General features: G+C 59.2%; 19 protein-coding genes and 1 pseudogene. 8 read left to right on the forward strand and 12 right to left on the reverse strand.

All coding sequences use genetic code 11. From position 1 onward, the window contains the following. The first annotated feature begins 144 nt into the window (after window positions 1-144). Genes BTUS_RS06860 through BTUS_RS06880 form a run of 5 tightly spaced genes read left to right on the forward strand, consistent with a single transcriptional unit; the run spans window position 145 to window position 5,266 of the window. Window positions 145-1,371, forward strand: coding sequence for a branched-chain amino acid ABC transporter substrate-binding protein (locus tag BTUS_RS06860; protein ID WP_013075383.1), 1,227 nt, complete (start codon window positions 145-147; stop codon window positions 1,369-1,371). A 39-nt stretch (window positions 1,372-1,410) separates the two neighbouring features. Next, window positions 1,411-2,376: a branched-chain amino acid ABC transporter permease gene (locus BTUS_RS06865; RefSeq protein ID WP_013075384.1), complete on the forward strand. Its 966-nt coding sequence runs from the start codon at window positions 1,411-1,413 to the stop codon at window positions 2,374-2,376. 5 nt (window positions 2,377-2,381) lie between these two features. Continuing rightward, entirely contained in the window at window positions 2,382-3,740 is a 1,359-nt protein-coding gene (locus tag BTUS_RS06870; protein ID WP_013075385.1) for a branched-chain amino acid ABC transporter permease, read from the forward strand. Further along, window positions 3,737-4,507, forward strand: a complete 771-nt coding sequence (locus BTUS_RS06875) for an ABC transporter ATP-binding protein (protein WP_013075386.1) — start codon at window positions 3,737-3,739, stop codon at window positions 4,505-4,507. The genes BTUS_RS06870 and BTUS_RS06875 overlap by 4 nt, the downstream gene beginning before the upstream one ends. Before the next feature lie 51 nt (window positions 4,508-4,558). Then, a complete protein-coding gene (locus BTUS_RS06880) occupies window positions 4,559-5,266 on the forward strand; it encodes an ABC transporter ATP-binding protein (RefSeq protein ID WP_013075387.1) in 708 nt (235 codons plus the stop codon). 215 nt (window positions 5,267-5,481) lie between these two features. Here BTUS_RS06880 and odhB read toward each other — a convergent pair whose 3' ends face one another. The 3 genes and pseudogenes from odhB to BTUS_RS17450 all read right to left on the reverse strand — a co-directional run. Next, the gene (gene odhB / locus BTUS_RS06885) at window positions 5,482-6,789 is read right to left on the reverse strand and encodes a 2-oxoglutarate dehydrogenase complex dihydrolipoyllysine-residue succinyltransferase (RefSeq protein WP_013075388.1); all 1,308 of its coding nucleotides are present in this window, start codon (window positions 6,787-6,789) and stop codon (window positions 5,482-5,484) included. A gap of 21 nt (window positions 6,790-6,810) precedes the next feature. Then, window positions 6,811-9,636 (reverse strand): 2-oxoglutarate dehydrogenase E1 component, encoded by a 2,826-nt coding sequence (locus BTUS_RS06890; protein ID WP_013075389.1) that lies wholly within the window; start codon window positions 9,634-9,636, stop codon window positions 6,811-6,813. A gap of 328 nt (window positions 9,637-9,964) precedes the next feature. Then, window positions 9,965-10,162, reverse strand: a pseudogene (locus BTUS_RS17450) (IS110 family transposase); the annotation flags it as partial. A 248-nt stretch (window positions 10,163-10,410) separates the two neighbouring features. Here BTUS_RS17450 and BTUS_RS06895 point away from each other — a divergent pair. Then, window positions 10,411-11,628, forward strand: coding sequence for an IS110 family RNA-guided transposase (locus BTUS_RS06895; RefSeq protein WP_013075390.1), 1,218 nt, complete (start codon window positions 10,411-10,413; stop codon window positions 11,626-11,628). 87 nt (window positions 11,629-11,715) lie between these two features. On the opposite strand, the gene BTUS_RS06900 is transcribed toward BTUS_RS06895, so the two are convergent. After that, complete coding sequence (locus BTUS_RS06900) at window positions 11,716-12,771, reverse strand: IS110 family RNA-guided transposase (protein ID WP_245543375.1); 1,056 nt, start codon at window positions 12,769-12,771, stop codon at window positions 11,716-11,718. 673 nt (window positions 12,772-13,444) lie between these two features. Here BTUS_RS06900 and BTUS_RS06905 point away from each other — a divergent pair. Both BTUS_RS06905 and BTUS_RS19095 read left to right on the forward strand, forming a co-directional pair. Then, window positions 13,445-14,008 carry a beta-class carbonic anhydrase gene (locus BTUS_RS06905; protein WP_013075391.1) on the forward strand — a complete coding sequence of 188 codons (564 nt, stop codon included), beginning with the start codon at window positions 13,445-13,447 and terminating at the stop codon, window positions 14,006-14,008. Window positions 14,009-14,060: 52 nt separating this feature from the next. After that, the gene (locus tag BTUS_RS19095) at window positions 14,061-14,186 is read left to right on the forward strand and encodes a hypothetical protein (protein ID WP_280990930.1); all 126 of its coding nucleotides are present in this window, start codon (window positions 14,061-14,063) and stop codon (window positions 14,184-14,186) included. A gap of 69 nt (window positions 14,187-14,255) precedes the next feature. On the opposite strand, the gene BTUS_RS06910 is transcribed toward BTUS_RS19095, so the two are convergent. The 8 genes from BTUS_RS06910 to BTUS_RS06945 form a co-directional block, all read right to left on the reverse strand. Then, entirely contained in the window at window positions 14,256-14,927 is a 672-nt protein-coding gene (locus BTUS_RS06910; RefSeq protein WP_013075392.1) for a response regulator, read from the reverse strand. A gap of 23 nt (window positions 14,928-14,950) precedes the next feature. Next, window positions 14,951-15,982, reverse strand: a complete 1,032-nt coding sequence (locus BTUS_RS06915; RefSeq protein WP_013075393.1) for a HAMP domain-containing sensor histidine kinase — start codon at window positions 15,980-15,982, stop codon at window positions 14,951-14,953. A 19-nt stretch (window positions 15,983-16,001) separates the two neighbouring features. After that, window positions 16,002-16,649: a cell wall-active antibiotics response protein LiaF gene (gene liaF / locus BTUS_RS06920; protein ID WP_013075394.1), complete on the reverse strand. Its 648-nt coding sequence runs from the start codon at window positions 16,647-16,649 to the stop codon at window positions 16,002-16,004. A 64-nt stretch (window positions 16,650-16,713) separates the two neighbouring features. Next, window positions 16,714-17,370 carry a PspA/IM30 family protein gene (locus BTUS_RS06925; protein ID WP_013075395.1) on the reverse strand — a complete coding sequence of 219 codons (657 nt, stop codon included), beginning with the start codon at window positions 17,368-17,370 and terminating at the stop codon, window positions 16,714-16,716. Window positions 17,371-17,372: 2 nt separating this feature from the next. Further along, complete coding sequence (locus tag BTUS_RS06930; RefSeq protein WP_013075396.1) at window positions 17,373-17,798, reverse strand: PspC domain-containing protein; 426 nt, start codon at window positions 17,796-17,798, stop codon at window positions 17,373-17,375. After that, window positions 17,798-18,397 (reverse strand): PspA/IM30 family protein, encoded by a 600-nt coding sequence (locus BTUS_RS06935; protein ID WP_013075397.1) that lies wholly within the window; start codon window positions 18,395-18,397, stop codon window positions 17,798-17,800. The genes BTUS_RS06930 and BTUS_RS06935 overlap by 1 nt, the downstream gene beginning before the upstream one ends. Before the next feature lie 12 nt (window positions 18,398-18,409). Then, window positions 18,410-18,718, reverse strand: a complete 309-nt coding sequence (locus BTUS_RS06940) for a hypothetical protein (RefSeq protein ID WP_013075398.1) — start codon at window positions 18,716-18,718, stop codon at window positions 18,410-18,412. Between the two features lie 238 nt (window positions 18,719-18,956). After that, on the reverse strand, window positions 18,957-19,298 hold the full coding sequence (locus BTUS_RS06945; RefSeq protein WP_041303877.1) for a hypothetical protein: 342 nt from the start codon (window positions 19,296-19,298) through the stop codon (window positions 18,957-18,959). Window positions 19,299-19,332 lie beyond the last annotated feature (34 nt).

The raw sequence follows: 19,332 nt of genomic DNA on the forward strand, positions 1-19,332 counted from the left end.
TTTCGCTATAATCTGTGCCAGAATCCCCGGATTATCGGATGGTATATGACATATATATAACAAGAAACAGGCTGCGGCGAAGTTCCGGGCACAGCCGTGGCGGCGTTCCGCCGAGCCTACATAAGAAACAGGGAGGTCGTTCTTGTGAAACGGATTCGAAGACGATGGCTGCACATTCGCTCTTGGTTGCCCGTTGCCATGGTCGCCTTTCTTGTCACCGCCTGCGGCGGGGGAGGCGCGTCCCCGTCTTCGTCGGGCTCCGGCGGCGGGGGAGGCGGCTCCGGAGGGGTGATCAAGATCGCCACTCAGTCTCCTCTTTCCGGCGGGAACGCCACCCTGGGAGAGGCCATCAAACTCGGGGCGCAGTTGGCTGTGGAGGATCGGGCGGAAGATTTCAAGAAACTCGGCTTTACTCTCCAGTTGGTGCCCTACGACGACCAGGCCGATCCCAAAAAGGGCGTGGCCAATGCCCAAATGATCGCCGCCGACCAAGACATTCTGGGTGTGGTCGGACATCTCAACTCCGGCGTGGCGATTCCGTCGTCGGAAGTCTACGAAAAGTACTCCATCCCGATGGTCTCCCCGTCCAACACGGCCACCCAGGTCACCGACCGGGGGCTGAAGACCGTCAACCGGATCTGTGCCCGGGATGATTTCCAAGGACCGGCTGGCGCCAAATTTGCCGTTCAACAACTGGGAGCCAAGAAAATTTTCGTTATCCAGGATAAAACCGCCTACGGTCAGGGTTTGGCGGATGCGTTTAAGGACGCTGCCCAAAAGCTCGGCGCTGAGATCGTCGGTTATGAAGGCATCACCGTGGGTGAGAAAGATTTTAACGGCGTGTTGAATCAAGCAAAAGCAAAGAACCCCGATCTCATTTATTTCGGCGGGACCTATGCGGAAGGGGGATTGATCGTCAAACAGGCCAGGGACAAAGGGCTCAACATGAAGTTCATGGGCGGCGATGCCCTCGATTCGTCCAGCATGGTGGAGATCGCCGGTCCCGCCATCGCCGACACGTACTACACCTCGATCGCCGCCGACGTCACCAAAACCGATGAAGGGAAAAAATGGGCGCAACGGTATGAACAAAAATTCGGCAAAAAAGTCGAATCCTATTCCTCCTATGGTTACGACAGTGCCATGGTCCTCTTGAAAGCCATCGAAAATGCGATTCAGGCAGACGGCGGCAAGAAGCCCACCCGGGAACAGGTGCGCGACGCCGTCCGGGCCATTCAGGATTATCAGGGCATTGTCACCAAAGTCGGCTTTGACAACAAAGGCGACAACAAATACGCCAAGGTCTACGTGTATCAATTTGAGCCCGGCCAGTATCCAGGGCAACAGATCGCCGAATTGGCGAAAGACTGAATGCGCCCTAAGATCCAATCCTTGCCTCCGGGGGGGGGGATGTGCGTGCTGGCTCAGATCCTGCAGAATCTACCCCAGGTCTTGGTGGACGGCATCACCTTGGGGGCCGTGTATGCCACCGTCGCCCTGGGATACACCATGGTTTACGGAATCCTGGAGTTGATCAACTTCGCCCACGGTGAAATTTTCATGACCGGGGCGTTTATTGGCACGGCCGTCTTGATGGGATTGAACGCGGCCGGCGTGCTCGCGGCCATCCCGAAAGGGGCGGCTCTGCTGGTGGCCTTGGCGGCGGCCATGGTGATCACCGGCTTACTGGGGGTCGGCATCGAGCGGGTGGCGTATCGCCCGCTCCGCAAAGCCCCCCGTCTCATTCCTTTGATCTCCGCCATCGGCGTGTCCTTCGTCCTGCAGGACGTGGTTCGGTTTATCGCGGAGTGGCGGACCGGAAACTACATCGTCACCGGGATCTCGCTGTTCGACTCGGAGATCTCGTTCGGTCCCGTGACCGTCAAGACCAACGCCCTGATCGTTTTGGGCGCGGCGATCGTGATGATGGCCGGGCTCGACCTCTTCGTCCAGCGGACCAAGTGGGGTACTGCGATGCGCGCGGTGGCCCAGGACAAGGACACGGCGGCTCTGATGTCCATCGACGTCAACAAGGTGATTGCGTTGACGTTTTTTGTCGGCTCGGCGCTCGGCGGGGCCACGGGGGTGCTGTTTGCGCAGCAGTACGGCACCATCGACCCCTATATCGGCTTTATCCTCGGATTGAAGGCGTTCACTGCGGCGGTTCTTGGAGGGATCGGCAATATTCGCGGCGCCATGTTCGGGGGATTTGTCCTCGGGATCCTTGAGATGTTCGCCTCGGCGGAGCTCAGCGTTTTGACCGGCGGAGTGCTGCGGGCCGAGTACAAAGATGTGTTTGCGTTTCTCATTCTCATCGCCGTCCTCCTGTTTAAACCCGAGGGCCTGTTCGGTCAGGTCGTGAAAGAGAAGGTGTGAGCGGCGTGAAGGCGATCAAACGGGGGTTTCCACGCGCGTGGTACAATCCTTGGATTCAAGCGCTGCTTCTCGCGGCCTACACGGCTGGGGTCTCGGCGGCGTTGGCTTTCTCCGGGCAGTCTGTCATCTGGTTCTTGCTGTTGGTGGCCTCTCTCCTTTTTTTGTACCATTCAAGCCTTCCTCGCAAGGTTCAATGGATTTGGGCGGCCGTGGTCCTGGGGGCGATCCTGCCGCTTGCCGCCTCGACGGGCCCGGCGTATGAATCCTATATGGAAGTCGCAACGCAGATGGGGATTTATATCGCCATGGCGGTGGGCCTGAACATCGTCGTGGGATTCGCCGGTCTTCTGGATCTCGGCTTCGTCGCCTTTTTCAGCCTCGGAGCCTACACGTACGCCATCTTTTTCTCCGACCAAGCCAACCAGTTTTTGAGCGGGCATCATTTTCCCCTTCCGGGGGGGTTGTTCTGGCTGTTTCTTCCCTTGGGGATGTTTATCGCCGGGCTGTTCGGAGTGCTTTTGGGTCTGCCGGTGCTTCGGGTGAAAGGGGATTATCTCGCCATTGTGACCCTCGGGTTCGGGGAGATCATCCGGATCATCTTTAACAATTTGGACAAACCGGTGAATATCACCAACGGCGCCATCGGGATTTCTTCGGTCCGGCCGCCGGAGCTGTTCGGCGTTACGTTTACGTTTCCTCACCATTATTACTATCTCGTGCTCGTCTTGCTGGCGGGGGTGTTCTACGCTGTACACCGGCTCGAGCATTCCCGGATCGGCCGGGCGTGGAAAGCGGTGCGGGAGGACGAGATCGCGGCCCAGGCGATGGGTGTGCCGCTGGTGCGTACGAAGTTGACCGCCTTTGCCGCTGGGGCGAGTTTTTCGGGTCTCATGGGGGTGGTGTTTGCCGCCAAGCAGGCGTTCATCGATCCCACCAGTTTCACGATGCTGGAATCGATCACCATTCTGGTGATGGTGATACTGGGAGGCATGGGCAGCTTGCCGGGGGCGGTGGTGGGGGCGTGTCTGGTCACGGTATTGAACCTTCAGCTGCTGCCGCAGTTGACAAACTGGTTAAATCAACTGGCGGCCCAAGGAATGATTTCATTTCCACCGGCCCTGTCGCCCTCGAAAATGCAGCGTTTCCTGTTCGGCATGTTGTTGATCCTCTTTACGGTGTTTCGGCCGAAAGGGGTGCTCCCCGCCCGGCTGCGCCGGCACGATCCCGGGCACATGGCGGAGTTGGCCCGGGAGTATCGGCAAGGGATCGCCGGCGTCCACCCGTCGATCTCTCCTTTGGCGGAACCGGGGTCCTCGTCCTCCCGGGCTGAAAAAGGCATGCAGAAGGAGGGGATGTCGCCGTGAATGTGCTGGAGGTGCGAGGTGTCGGCAAGCAATTCGGGGGATTGGTGGCCCTGGACAAGGTCGATTTTGACGTGCGGAAGGGGTCGATCACCGCAGTGATCGGGCCGAACGGCGCGGGAAAGACCACGTTCTTTAACCTTGTCACCGGCGTGTATCGGCCGGATTGCGGAGAGATTCTTTTCGACGGACGGTCTGTGGTCGGGTTGCGCCCGGACCGGGTGACCGCCCTCGGGCTCGCCCGGACTTTTCAAAATATCCGCCTGTTCGCCGACCTGTCGGTGGTCGATAATGTACTGATTGCGATGCATAGGCGATTGACGTCGGGGATCTTAGATATTTTGTTGAACCGGCGCAAAACCCGCATCGAGGAGCGCCGGGCCCTGGGGGAGGTGTACGGACTGCTGGAATACCTGGGCCTCGAACCGTGGATCAACGAGCCGGCCAAAAACCTTCCATACGGAATTCAGCGTCGGCTGGAGATCGCCCGGGCACTGGCCACCCGGCCGAAGCTGTTGCTGTTGGACGAACCGGCCGCCGGCATGAGCCCCCGGGAAACCCGGGAACTGACCGACCTGATCCGCCGGCTGCGGGACGACTTCGATCTGACGGTTTTGCTGATCGAACACGATATGAAATTGGTGATGAACATTTCGGAGCGCATCATGGTTCTCGATTACGGCCGGGCCATCGCTGAGGGAACGCCCGAGGAGATTCGGTCCCATCCCAAGGTGATCGAGGCCTATCTCGGGCACAGTGCTGTATCATAGAGCCGAAACCCGCCCGAAACCGAGGATGGCAAGGCGGATGGAGGGGAGAAAGTGAGTCTGCTCACCTTGGAGAATGTGCACGTATTCTACGGCGGGATCCATGCCCTGAAAGGGGTAAGTTTGTCGGTGGACAAGGGAGAAATCGTCACGTTGATCGGCGCCAATGGTGCAGGGAAGACCACCACCCTCCGGTCGGTGTGCGCCCAGGTGCCGGTGAGAGAAGGGCGGGTCTTCTTCGACGGGCGGGAGATCACCCGTTGCCCGACCCACGAAGTGGCGGCCATGGGCATCGGGCACGTGCCCGAGGGACGAAGGATTTTCGCCCGGTTGACCGTGCGGGAGAATCTCGAGATCGGCGCCTTTGCGGCCCGCGATAAAGACCGGGTCAGGGCCCGGATGGAGGAAGTGTTCGGCTACTTTCCGCGGCTCAAGGAGCGCCTGAATCAGAAGGCGGGGACCCTCAGCGGCGGCGAGCAGCAAATGCTCGCCATCGGCCGGGCGTTGATGAGTGAACCGTCGTTGTTGCTCCTCGATGAGCCTTCCATGGGGTTGGCGCCCATCGTCGTGGAGCAGATTTTCGAAATCCTGGGCGAACTGAACCGGCGGGGCATGACCTTATTGCTGGTGGAGCAGAATGCTTTTCAAGCGCTTCAACTGGCCGATCGAGGATATGTTATCCAAAACGGGGAAATTCTCCTCGCGGACGCGGCCCAGGCCTTGATCAACAATGAAGAAGTCAAGGAAGCGTACCTGGCGTGAGGGGGGGTGAAAGTCCACTGCAGGCGAGGCAGCACGAATCTGCTAGCCAAGGGCAAGGGTGTCCACCGTCAGGTGGAATCCGAAGGCAGCCGGAGGGAGGCGAACTCACGGCCCGATGAACAAGAACCTCATATGAGGCTACGCCGTGCTGGATGCGGACCCGCATGTCCGGTGGTGTGAGAGGACGGGGCTAGCCGCCCCCTCCTGCTCCATCGTCAACCTTCCAGCAACAGTGTCTCCGGGTCTTCCACCATCTCTTTGACCTTGACCAGGAATTGAACCGCCTCGGCCCCGTCGACGATGCGGTGATCGTAGGAGAGGGCCACGTACATCATCGGCCGCAGGACGATCTGGCCCTCCACGGCGACGGGACGCTCTTTAATGGCGTGCATCCCGAGAATTCCCACCTGGGGCGGGTTGAGGATAGGGGTGGAAAAGAGAGACCCGAACACCCCGCCGTTGGTGATCGTAAACGTGCCGCCCTGAAGTTCTTGGGGGTGCAGAGTCCCTTCCCGGGCCCGCTTCGCCAGATCGGCGATCCGGGATTCGATCTCGGCAAAGGTGAGGCGATCGGCGTCCCGCACCACCGGCACCACCAAGCCGGCGGGGGTGGCGACGGCGATGCCGATGTCGTAATGGTGTTTCACGACGATCTCGTTGCCCTCTATTTCCGCGTTCAACATGGGAAAAGCTTTGAGGGCGCCCACCGCCGCCCTGGTGAAAAAAGACATAAATCCGAGTCCCACGCCGTGCTCTTCTTTGAACTGGTCCTTTCGCCGACGGCGGAGATCCAAGACCGCGGACATGTCAATCTCATTAAAGGTCGTCAACATAGCCGTGGACTGTTTGGCCTCCAGGAGTCGCCGGGCGATGGTTTGGCGCCTGCGGGTCATGGGAATCCGCTCTTCATCCGGCCGCAAGGGTGACGCGGCCGTCGTGCCCGGGGCCACGGGGGCCGCAGGGGCCGTGGCTTCCCGAACGACCTCGGTCCGGGCCGCAGAAGTTGCCGGTGCGGCCTGGGGACCATCAGCCTGACGAGCCCTGCGGCGCTGGGAAGGGGTCCTCGGGGTCGGCGACGTGACCGAGGAGGGGGCCGTCGCCTGGTCCAGGGCGGCGGGTGAGGGATTATCCGCCGTCTGGGGCCCGGTTTTGCCCCGGGAGGCTTCGACCGGGCGGGATTCCACCGCCAGGCCCTTTTCCCCGGCGTTCGGGTGCTTGGTTTCCGGAGGGGTGGGCTCCTGGCCCCGGGCCGGTTGGTTCGGGGTGTGCTCAGCCGCCTGGTCGGCAGCGCCCGATCGGATCCGGGCGATGGTTTCCCCGACGAAGACCGTCTCTCCCGCCGGTTTCAGAATGGCCTCCAACACGCCGTCTTCCTCGGATGCCACCTCCACATTCACTTTGTCCGTTTCTACCTCCGCCACCGTTTCCCCCTTGGCCACCGGATCACCCTCATTTTTACGCCAACTCAGGATCGTGGCCTCGACGATGGACTCCCCGAGCTCGGGCACCTTGATGTCTGCCACAGACAACCCCTCCCTGTTTGTTTAATGCTGCAAGGCCTGCTGAACAATCTCCGCCTGGGTCGCGCCGTGAGCGTCGGCAAGCCCTTCCGCCGGGCTCGACCGCTCCGGCCGCCCCACATATTTCAGGGCCTGTCCCGGCGGAAGAAGGGCGAGCATCCGGGGGGCCACATAGGTCCAAGCCCCCATATTGCGCGGTTCTTCCTGGACCCACACGACTTCCTCCGCAGCGGGATAACCGGCGAGAATCTGGGACAACTCTTCTTTGGGAAAAGGATACAACTGTTCCACCCGTACCACCCCGAGGGACCCGGCGGCCTCCGGGTCTTTTTCCAGGGCGGCGAACAAATCCACGGATATTTTCCCGGAACACAAAAGCACCCGTTTGATGGCCGACCGGCTTATGTCCCGACGGGGATCGTCCAGGACAGGTTGAAACCGCCCGCTGGTGAACTCGGCCTTTTCCGAAGCGGCCCGGGGATGGCGGAGTAAACTTTTTGGCGTCAACACCACCAGGGGCCGGGGGGCGTGTTGCAGTCGCCAAGCCTGCAGCCGGAGAAGGTGAAAATACTGCCCCGAGGTGGTGGGGTTGGCGACGGTCCAGTTGTGTTCGGCGGACAACTGGAGAAATCGCTCCAACCGAGCGCTGGAGTGTTCCGGCCCCTGTCCTTCATATCCGTGGGGCAAAAGTACCACCATGCCCGAGGTCTGTCCCCATTTGGCCCGGCCCGAGGCGAGAAACTGGTCGAATATCACCTGGCCGACATTGGCAAAATCCCCAAACTGCGCCTCCCAGATCACCAACGTCTCCGGCGCCTGTACGCTGTACCCGTACTCAAATCCCATCACAGCCGTCTCCGTCAGCGGGCTGTTGTAGATGGCAAAGGAGACTCGAGACTCCGGAAGATGTTGCAAAGGCACGAAGGGCTCCCCGGTCTGCAGGTCGTGGAGCACCGCTAAACGATGGCCGAAAGTGCCCCGCTGGGTGTCCTGGCCGCTTATCCGGATGGGCACCCCGTCCAAGAGGATGCTGCCCAGGGACAGAGCCTCGGCGTGCCCCCAATCGATCCCTCCTCCTTCCCGCATATGGCTCTGCCGCCGCTGCAAAATCCGGTCGACTTTCGGATGGACCCGGAATCCTTCTGGATAAGCGGTGAGGGCCTCGTTGATGATGGCGAGTCGCTCCTCGGTGACGCCGGTATTCTCCGGGAGTTCGGGATCCTCGCCCCCGGGATCCGGGATGTCGGGATGCACCGACGCGGAGGTGACTTCGGCATAGGCCCGGCGCAAATGCTCCTGGACCTCCTCCCTCATCTGCCGCGCCTCTTGCGCTCGAAGCGCTCCGGCATCGGCCAGGCGGCGCCCATACAGGGTCCCCACCGAGGGATGGGCGCTGATTTTGCTGTAGAGAACCGGTTGGGTCATGGAGGGATCGTCACTTTCGTTGTGTCCCCAGCGCCGATACCCCACCAGATCGATGAGAAAATCTCTATGAAATCGCCGCCGATATTCCACGGCAAGTTCCACCGCCGCCAGACACGCTTCGGGTTCGTCGGCGTTCACGTGCACCACCGGGATTTCGAACCCCTTGGCGAGATCGCTGGCGTATCGGGTGGAGCGATCGTCCGCCCGTTCTGTGGTGAAGCCGAGCAAATTATTCGTGATGATGTGCAGGGTGCCTCCGGTGCGGTACCCGGCGAGTCCCGAGAGGTTGAGGGTTTCCGCCACCACCCCTTCTCCTGGGAAGGCCGCGTCCCCGTGGATGAGCAGGGGCCAGGCGCTGTCCAAATCCTGACCGGGCAGCCCCGGCCGGCTTCTGTCCTCCTGGGCGGCTCTCGTAAATCCCTCTACCACGGGGTTGACGAACTCCAGGTGGCTGGGGTTGTTGGCCAGGGTCAGGCGCAGGTGCACCGCCTCATCTTCATGCCGAGCTCCGAGATGATATCGCACATCCCCGGTCCACCCGTAATTGATCCCCATGGAACCTTCGGAAGGGACCAGGTCTTTGTTCGGAGAGGCGTGAAACTCGGCGAAGATTTTGGCGTAGGGCTTATCGAGAACGTGGGCGAGGACATTGAGCCGGCCCCGGTGGGCCATGCCGATGAACACTTGGCGGGCGCCATACCGGGCTGCCCCCCGGATCACGGCATCCACCATGGGAACCAACATGTCCACACCTTCAATGGAAAATCGCTTCTGTCCCACGAAGGTCTTGTGGAGAAACGTTTCGAACTCCTCCACTTCGATCAGGCGGCGAAGCAGCCGCTTCTGCTCCTCCGGCGGCTTCGGGGCCAGGAACGCGCCCGATTCGACCTGGGCCTGGAGCCAGCGCCGTTCTTCTTCGCGAAAGACGTGCGCGAATTCGCAGGCGATGGGCCCGGTGTACCGGCGGCGCAGAGCGCGCACCACATCCAGGGCGGTGCGGGCATCTGCCGGAGCCTCGGGCAAGACCCAGGAGGCGGGGAGGGTGGACAGGTCGGTCTCTGTAATCCCATAAGCCTCCGGCCGAAGAAAAGGAACGGCGGGGCGTTCATCCCCCAGGGGGTAGATTCGTGCCTCCAGATGGCCGTAGATGCGGATGTTGCCGATCAGCCGGGTCGCCGCGGTCAGCTTGGTGATCACGCCGGGGTCGATGGTCGGGCGGTCGGCCGCTGTCCGCTTCGCTTCGCCGGGCGCAATGACCTCTCCGACGGGGGGTGGCCCCAAACGATCGAACAGCGCCCGGGTTTCCGGGTCCAGCGAATCCGGATCCCGGATGTAGCGATCGTACCATTCCAGGACATACCCGAGATTGGGTCCATAAAAATCCGCCCAGGTGGCGGGTGAAGGTGCGGTTGGAACTTTGGACATTTGTACCCCTTCCTTTCGAGAGTTCCGATGAACGGCTTGGCCCTCTCGCCTTTAAATTTTACCAGATCCGTCCACTCATGCGCGTGCTCGGCGTCACAGTTCTGCCTCCCCTTCATGGCTCGGGGGATGCGGACAAGGTATACTTGGAGTCAAAGCCCAGTGGTGAAATGTCAAGGGGGTGGTCGAAGAAAATTGGGAATGGATATGGGAAATAGTTACAAATGCGAAGGTTAAAGGGCGACCTTAACCAAACCCATGATGTTCGCCGAATTTTCGAGCGATGTTCATGGGTGCAAAACTGGAAAATCCGTCCGTCTGGAGGTAGTGGTTATCTCCTCCTCTCCGGGGGTGTGTACAGCTGATTGGTGCTCAGTAGTGTGAACACCAAGCGTACCAGTTTTCTTGCAGTCAGGACGAGGGCTCTTTTATGTTGGTGCTTCAGCGCTTCGTCGTGCTTCTTGCGGTAAAACTCGGCGTACTCGGAATCATGGCGGCGAACCTGGTCTGCAGCTTGAATCAGATAATAGACTGCCATGCCGCCGGGGCGGCACCAGCAGAAGGATGAAAATGGCCTGGTGTTGAATTGTTTCCTTGGTGGCTGGCGAAGGCAGGTCGTCACTGCTTGGTGCCTTGAGCCCGCGGAATAGACTGACTACGACGACCAGGTGCACCACAGAATGTCGCTCCCGCATTGGGAAGCACGTAGGATAGAATGATCGGATATGGTCGTTGCACCAGCCCTTTAATCTTACCAGCCCACCAGGAAGGATTCACATGGATGTCGTGTACGACCGTTGCTGCGGCCTCGATGTTCACAAGAAGATGGTTGTTGCTTGTGTGCTGACGCCCGAAACCAAAGAGATTCGTACCTTTTCTACGATGACCGACGATCTTTTGGAGATGGTCGATTGGCTCGGGAAGCACGGATGTACCCATGTTGCAATGGAAAGCACCGCTTCGTTCTGGAAGCCGATCTATAACCTTCTGGAATCAGCGGAGTTCAACGTGCTCGTGGTGAATGCCAAGCATATGAAGAATGTTCCGGGCCGTAAGACCGATGTGAAGGATGCAGAGTGGATCGCCGGATTACTCCGCCATGGGCTGCTGCAAGCCAGTTACATCCCTAACCGTGAACAACGGGAGTTGAGGGAACTCATTCGTTACCGCCGGAGCCTAATTGAAGAGCGAGCCAGGGAAGTAAACCGGATTCAAAAGGTACTTGAAGGCGCCAATATTAAATTGTCCTCAGTAGCCAGTGACACGCTTGGCAAGTCCGGGCGGGCGATACTGGAGGCAATGATCGATGGAGAGAAGAATCCGGAGGTATTGTCCGAGTTGGCCAAGGGTCGGATGAAGACGAAGAAGCCAGAACTACAAAAGGCGCTGAACGGGCTGATGGGGGAACACCAACGAATGATGTTAGCCGCCCAACTGCGCCACATCGATTATCTGGATGAAGAAATTGCCCGGCTCGACGAAGAGGTCAAGAGGCGTATGCTCCCTTTTGAGGAGGACCTGGAGTTAATAGACACAATCCCCGGTGTCGGTCGACGGACAGCGGAGCAGATTCTCGCTGAAATCGGGACGGACATGGCTCAATTTCCGTCTGCGGCCCATCTGTGTTCATGGGCAGGATTGGCTCCAGGGAACAACGAGAGTGCGGGGAAACGAAAGTCGGGGAAAACGCGTAAAGGGAACCAAAAGCTCCGAGCAGCGCTTGTGGAAGCAGCATGTGCGGCGGCGAGAACCAAGAACACATACCTGTCTACACAATATCATCGAATTGCAGCTCGACGAGGAAAAAATCGTGCAGCAGTCGCAGTGGCCCATAGCATCCTAACGATCGTGTATCACATGTTACAACGGCGGCATCCTTATATCGAACTCGGTCCAACATATTACGAGGAACGTAGAAAAGATGCAGTTATAAAACAGGCCATCCGAAAGTTGCAATCACTCGGTATGGAAGTATCCGTAAAACCGGTGGCCTAAACGTACACTCAAAACATTGAAACGCCCGTTCGACACCCTGCATATCACAGGGCTTAGTTTGGTATGCCTTAAAAACACCCTTAGTGCTCATTGATTTTCAGGATAGCGCAGGTACTTGTTCCCAGTACGCATTCGGGATGTTTCATCGGCTTCGTACTCCCCGGATTGGTACTGATTCCAGACCAGTCCGGCGTACTTGGCTAAGGCGTTGTGGTTCTTGAAACGTCGAATGTCGCCGACTTCGGCTATGATTCCGGCTGCGTATACAGGGCCGATGCCCTTGACCGACTCGAGGGTATTTGGGATCGCTTTCATCAGCCTGGCAATCGCTCGGTCGAGTTTCTTCACCTCAGCGTCCATGTGCTGGATCACGCTGAGGGTAACGGACAGCGACAGATTGACGGGATCCTGCATCACCTTGTCCAGTCGAAAGGACCTGCGTGCAACCTTTTGGAGTTCCTGTGCGATCTGCTTTGGGTCGTCAAACTTGTTTCTGCTTTTGTCGACCAAGAGCGCCACAAGATCCTCAAGGGGCATCGCAGCGATTTGTTCAGGCTCCAGCTCCTGAATGACGGCGAGCGACGTGGCACCGAAAGTATCGGAGAACGGGTTGTCTTGACGCAGACCACTGAACTTAAGAAACAGCTGGTTCAGGAAGAAGGTCTTGTCCCGAGACATGGTCTGCATCACATGAAACCGAGTCCGGGTGAGACGTTGAAGCGCTTCGTATCGGATCGTGTCTGTCATGGCTTGTGGGAGACGGCCAAACCGCAGGTGGTCCGCAATCACCCAGGCATCGATGCGGTCGTTTTTGGGAAGGTGGTCATACGCCTTCTTGAAACGAGCCACTCTCCGCGCGTTTAAGACGTGAATCTGAGCGTCGAGGTGTGGTGCATGGTCCTCGAGTTGTTGTTTGAGGTAATGGGCCAGATGCCAGCCGAGGTTGGCTGTCGCCTCCATGCCGACAACGACGCGATCCATGTGCTTGGTCTCTGTGATCTCCAAGACCTTGTGAATGAGAGTGTCGGCTCCCTGTGGGTCATTGGAGATCTGAAACGAGGCCAAGTTCTGACCGGCCTCATCCATAAATTGAATATGGTGGGCCTTCAAGCTCACGTCGATCCCAACATGCAGTTTCGGCAACGGATTCACCTCCGTTCGGGGAAGAGTCAAGCCAGTCCCGGACCTGGGTGCCCGTGGGAACCACCGACCTCAGCCTCGTCATCAGCACTCAGCCATCCGGATGTCAATTGCGGGCCACTACACCCCATCCGGGATGGAGGTGCAACCAGTGGTTAGAGCATGGGTGGTGGATCCTGGGTAGCAGGCTTTCCACAGCAGTACCAAACGGTCCGCAAGGAGGGGAAGAAATCTCCCGAGAAAGACTTGCTGATCCCATTGTCCCACAGGCAGGCCGGGCTGTCGAAATCTCCACCGACCAAACACGTTGGGGCTTCCCCCGACTGGAGGTGGAGAGATATGGAATTATCAAGGAACAAAGGCATGACAAAGAAACGGAGTGACGGTTGTGCAACTCCAAGACCAAACGCGATGGATTCAATAACCAACGGCGATGGGAACTTCCCCATCCAGATGATCCACAAACATGGCCAGACCAAGACACGCCGACAACCGACCTACACCAACAGATGTGGATGGGGAAGCCCACCACCTCCACCCCTATGAGCAGCTGTCTCATAGGGATGGATAAAAGAGCCGGCTCTGGAAGTTCTCCAGCGCTGCTCCAGCAGTTCCGGACCTACTGGAAATTCAACGAAGAAGACCTTCTACTACTATCATACGAGGAGGGGAATCGATGTCATTTCTTGCAGAAACCTTGGCATTCAATCGAGAATTCGTCCAGAACCGCAGCTATTCGGAGATCCCGCAATCAAAATACCCCAAGAAAAAGGTTCTGGTGGTCACCTGTATGGACGCCCGGCTGGTCGAATTGTTGCCCCGGGCGATGAATCTGCACAATGGAGACGCGAAGTTTGTCAAAACGGCCGGGGCGCTGATTTCTCACCCCTTTGGCGGGGCGATGCGGAGCATCATGGTGGGCGTGTATCAGCTTGGCGTGGAAGAAATTCTCGTGATCGGGCACCACGATTGCGGCATGATCGGATTGCGGCCCGAACGGGTTTTGGAGCGGGCCCAGACCCGGGGGATTCCCCCGGAACGGTTGGACACGCTGAAGGGGGCGGGCATCGATCTTGAAGGTTGGCTGACGGGATTTGACCGGGTTGAAGAGGCCGTGGCCCACAGTGTGGAGATGATCCGCCAACATCCGCTGATTCCGCGGGATCTCCCCGTTCACGGTCTGGTGGTGGACCCGACCACGGGCCAGCTCGAGGTGCTCATCGACGGGTATAACATGTGACGGCTCAGCCTTGAGCTGCCGGGGGCACCTTCGAGAACATTGTGGGGTGAAGATGACGGATCAACAGCTGGGCACCCTGGAATCGTACATCGCTGATCAAGGGATGGATCCGGCGGTCGCGGCAAAGAAGTGGATCGGTGAGAACCAGAGTGTGGTAGACGGCTGGTTGGGGCAGTGATGGAGAGTCTGCGGAAGGGAGAACGAGCAGGCGCTTGCGAGAGAGCAGGGGCCTGCGCCGCCCCCTTGTTCACTCGCTTTTTTCTTTCACAAGCCCGTGTTTGTACGCGTAGATCACCGCTTGGGTGCGGTCTTCCACCTGCAGTTTATCCAAAATATTCGTAACGTGGAATTTAACGGTCTTCACACCGATGTGCAGGGCGTCCGCCACTTCCTGGTTCGAGTATCCTTCGGCGAGAAGGAGCAGGACCTCCCGCTCCCGGTCGGTCAATTGTTCGTGGAGGGGTCGCTCATTCTGGCCGTCGGGCCGGCGCACCCGAGCCATCACTTTGGCCGCCACCTGGGCCTCCAGTACGGACTGCCCTTGCACAGCAGCTCGGATCGCCTGGGCGATCTCCGCCGCCCGGGAGGTCTTCAATAAGTAGCTGAAGGCCCCTGCTTCTAGGGCTGGATAAATTTTATCGTCGTCCACATAACTGGTAAGGACGATGATTTTACAATCGGGCAACCGTTCCAGAATCCGGCGGCTGGTTTCAATCCCGTCGATGGGCTCCATGACCAGATCCATGAGTACCACATCGGGCTGGTACTCCATGGCCAGGCGGACGCCCTCTTCCCCGTCCGCCGCTTCGCCCACCACTTCCATGTCTTCTTCCGTCCCCAGGACGGCGGCCAGGCCGATCCGGACCATCTCATGGTCGTCCACCAACAATACGCGGATTTTTCTTTCTTCCGGTTCCACTTGGTGTTCTCCTTTCCGCGGGGTTAGGCCAGCAAGGGGATGCGGACGTCGATCCGCGTCCCTTGGCCCGGGGCGGTCACAAGGTGAAACGTTCCCCCGATGGTGTGGACGCGCTCCCGAATACTGGAAAGTCCATAGGAGGCGTGTTTGTTCTCCCCGCTGTCGAAGCCGACGCCATTGTCCTGGATCTGCAGCCGGACCATCCGGGGTCGCCGCACTAACGCCACCTCCAGGCGGGTGGCTTTGGCGTGACGCAACACGTTGGATAGGGCCTCCTGGGCGATTCGAAACAACTGCTCCTCGATCCCCGGAGGGAGGCGGAGGGTCTCATCGATCCGCCACACGATGTCCAACGGGAGCTTTGCCCGGAATTCTTGAAGCAGTTCGATCAAGGCTTGGGCTAGGTGCTTGCCCTCCAGGTGTACCGGACGCAGGTGCAGGAGCAGGGCCCGCATCTCCGATTGGGCCACCGACGCCATTTCCTCAATGAGACGGATCTGTTGCCGGGCCCGGTCGGGGTCTTGGTCAAAACTACGAGCCACGGCGGTGGCGGTCATAGAAATCGCAAACAGCTGTTGACTGACGGCGTCGTGGAGTTCCCGGGCCAAGCGCTGCCGTTCTTCCGCGATGGCGCTCTGTCGCACCTGAGCCGCCAACTCGGCGTTGTGGGAAGAGAGCCGCTGCAAGGAATGGACCTGCTCTTTCCACAACGCCCGGATATGGGCGAGGTGTTGGGCCAAGCGCCCGATTTCGTCCTCTCCCAGGAATGGGATCTCGGGGGCAAAATCCCCTTTTTCCATGTATACCATGATGTCCTTCACCCGGTCCAGTCGGGCGACGACAGGGTGGGTCATCCAGTAGCCGAAAAGAACGCCGCTCGAGAGGGCGATGGCCAGGGCGGTGAGTCCCGGGACCAGGTAAGCGTGCCACCCATCCCATGACGGGAAGCCGAGATACATGGAGAGGACATAGAATTGAAGACCGCTTAACACCAAACTGAAAACCAGCCCCTGCCCCATGGCCCGCCAAATCATATCGGTCAATCGCTTGGACATGGCGAACTTCCTTCCTGGGTCACACCTGTTTGATTTCAATATCCCCCATCACCAAGACGATGCGAAAGTGGAATCTGTACCGGCTCTGCTCATAAAACGGGGACTTCCACTTAACGCGGTTGATCAGCCCTTCATCCCGCCGCCCCGGGACTTCCACCCGCCCGAAGAGGGTGGAGGCTTCGACCACAGCTCCGGCGTCCTCGGGCAGCCAAATCTCCACCTTGGCGGCGAGATTTTGGATCATCCAAAAAGTTTCAGGTTTCTCTCCCACCGCCAGGTTGAAATCGATATGGTATTCTCCGATCGCCCCGAGAAAGCCCTGGTCCTGCAGGAGCCAGGGTCGGGACTCCAGCCGAACGCTGTGCAGCGGCCTCCTGTACAGATACGGAATCCGGCGCCGTTCCCGACGGGGGACGTGCAACCAAAACCAACTGGCCAGGAGGACGACAGATGCGATGGGCACCAAGTGCCATCCGATCAACAGGAGAATTCCCAGGACGATCAACAAGCCAGCCAAGCGGCGAAGGGATGTCTTTCGCAATCCCAGGATGCCGAGAACGAGGAGGAGGATGGCCAGTTGTTCGGCGAGTCCCACATGCCGAAACAACAAAAGATAGAGGCCGCAGGCCAAGAAGAGTAGCGCAGTATTTCGCCGGCGGCGGTCCATCCAGACCCCCTCCCATGGACCAGATCGAGAGCGGCGACCCGGTCGCGGCCGCCGCTCTCATCGATTATTTCAACCCCAGCTTGCCCCTCAGCCTTTCCATTTCCTCGTCGATTCGGCGTTCAGTGCCCGGATCGGCCATTCCGGGTCCGGCGGACCCGCGCATCAGGCCGGCTTCGATTTCCATTTGGAGGATGCGTTCCTCCACCCGCTGGAAACCCTGGGCCGCGTTGCCCCGCCCCAGGACGCCGCTGAAACCGGACTGGCTCATCTGCTTTTGCGTCTGGGCCATAAAGCTGCGGGCCGCGAGCTCGTTTCGCTTGTTGCGCATCCGGTAAAAGGTTTCTTTCCGTTCGTGCAACAGGTGGGCCAACTCTTCCGATTGGGCCCTTGCCTGGCTGTGCAAGGTCTGTACTTCCGTCATCCTCTGCTGCAGGTGAAGGCGGTCGGCCAGCCATTGCCGGGCGGTCTCTTCCTTGCCCTCCCGAAGGGCTTGTTCCGCCTGTGCCTCCCGCTCGGCCATCAGGCGCTCCAGATCTTTCACCTGTTCGGCCAGTTTCCGTTCGTGGGCCATCTGTTTCGCCACCGTGACCTCGGCTTCGGCGATTTCTTCCTCCATGTCCCGAAGATATTGGTTCAATAATGCCACGGGGTTCTCCACTTTGTCGAGCCACTCGTTGATCGAGGCCGCCGTCATGTCCCGCAATCGTTGAAACACACCCATGATCACAGATCCCCTTTCTCGTTGTTCTCGTACCGGGCCAACTTTTCCTTCAGGCGATCGATCTCTTTCTGCATGGCCTTTCTTTCCACATCTCGAAGCTTTTCATCCAAGGGGGAGGGGTCCGACCAGGGTCCGCGATCATACGAAGACCCGTAAGGGGCGCCCGGTGAGTGAGGGCCTGAAAATGGCCCCGGCCGGCGATACCCCGGATAGAAATCGTCTGCATGCCCCATGGCAACGGAATCCCAGGGCTCTTTGGGGACGATCAGGCTGATGACGAAGTAGAGAAAAATCACCGTGCCTCCGGAGAAGACCGCCGTGATCACCAGGAGGATGCGCAGGAGGGTGGAGTCCACATCCAACCATTCGGCCAATCCCCCGCACAGCCCCGTGATTTTTTTGTCCCGGCGTGAACGATACAGTTTCATCAGTACATCCTTCCTTCCGGCCTGTCCCACTCTCGGCGCAGCTGTTGCAGAGCTTCCCATTCCCTTTCTCGATCTGCAAATTCCTCTTCCAGGCGCTGGAGGGAGGTAAGCGGATCACCCCGAAAGGCCGCAGACGGCGAAGTCAGCTGTTGTTGGAGCCGAAGGGACTCCATGCGAAGCAGATAGAGCTCCCGTTTTGAAGCCATTTCCCTGTAGACCCGCTCCATCTCTATCCATTGCGTCTCCGCTTGCTCCAGGGTCTTCAGCGCCTGAAGAACCATGCGGCGATAGGCGCCAACCTCGTCTTCCGCCCGGGCTTTTTCCGCCAGGGCTAGCCGGGCCAACTCTTCCTCGCCCGCTTCAAGAGCCAGACAGGCTTGTCCTTCCCGTTTTTTGCACCACTCTTCGCCGGCCTCGATTCGGTGTTGCAACGTCATGACGTGATTTTTCAACCGGTAGATCAACCTTTCCCACTCCCGCAGGTTTCTCGCCGCTGCGGCGAGAAGGCGATCGAGTTGCTCCAGGGGGTCGCCCCGGCGCTCCAGCTCCTCATTCCAGTGGGCCCGGGTGATGTCCCACATTCGCTGCGTCAGGCTCACGTTTCGTCCCTCCTAGAACACGCGCGGTCTCTTGGCAAATAGCAGGAAGCCCCCGTAGGCGATCAAACCGATGGCCACCAGCCAACCGATGAGATGAAACAGCTTTCCGAACACAATCAAGCTCCCGAGAACGATCAAGGCGCTTCCGATCAAAGGGCGGCCTCGGCGCCAGAGCAGAATCCCACCGAGCACGAAAATGGCGGCGAGGAGCCATCCGCCCAGCCAGCCGAACCCGATCCAGCCCATGCCCAGTTTATGCCAGACAATGAGAAGCCCTAAACCGATGAGCAGCAGGGCGAGCCAAGTGCTGCGACGGCCCATGCGTTTTCACATCCTTTCTTCGGCCCTCTGTCTTTACAGGTTTAGGGTAATCCCAGGAGGTGCGGAAGAAAACGGACGAAAGGCGGTCGCCGGGCCCCGACTTTGGTCTAGGACAAGCCTGGACCCAGTAGGACAAGCCTGGACCCAGGAGGACGAGCATGGTGGCCTTCCCGGGGAAGGCGCGCCCCACCTCTGGCAACGAGCGGCACAGGGCTCCGGACTTAAGGCGGGAAGGGTGTTAGAAGTAGAGGTGCTCCTTGATGGAGTACAGGGTGATTCTGGCGGGAAGAGCGGCGAGAGCTTGCTGCCAGCGAAGGAGTTCCCGTGCTGTCTCGGGCTCTGAGAAGGTCGTCAGGCCGGCGGCCCGGGCCTGGCTTTCGTAATCGGTGTCCTCGGGCTCCATAAAAGGGGAGAGAAAAATCACGTCTTCGGATGTGAGGTGGAGGTTGCGGAGGGCCTCCAGCGTCCCGTCCAGATGCTCCTCGGCAAAGGCGGGGCCTCCGGCGCCCACGAGAAGGATCACCCCGAGACGGAAGCCGACCTCTTTCAAGACGTTCAAGGCGTGAACCGCCTGTTTCATTTTTGCTATCACCTTCTATCAAACATTGACAGAC

It is taken from the genome of Kyrpidia tusciae DSM 2912, from assembly GCF_000092905.1.
Taxonomy (GTDB): Bacteria; Bacillota; Bacilli; order Kyrpidiales; family Kyrpidiaceae; genus Kyrpidia; species Kyrpidia tusciae.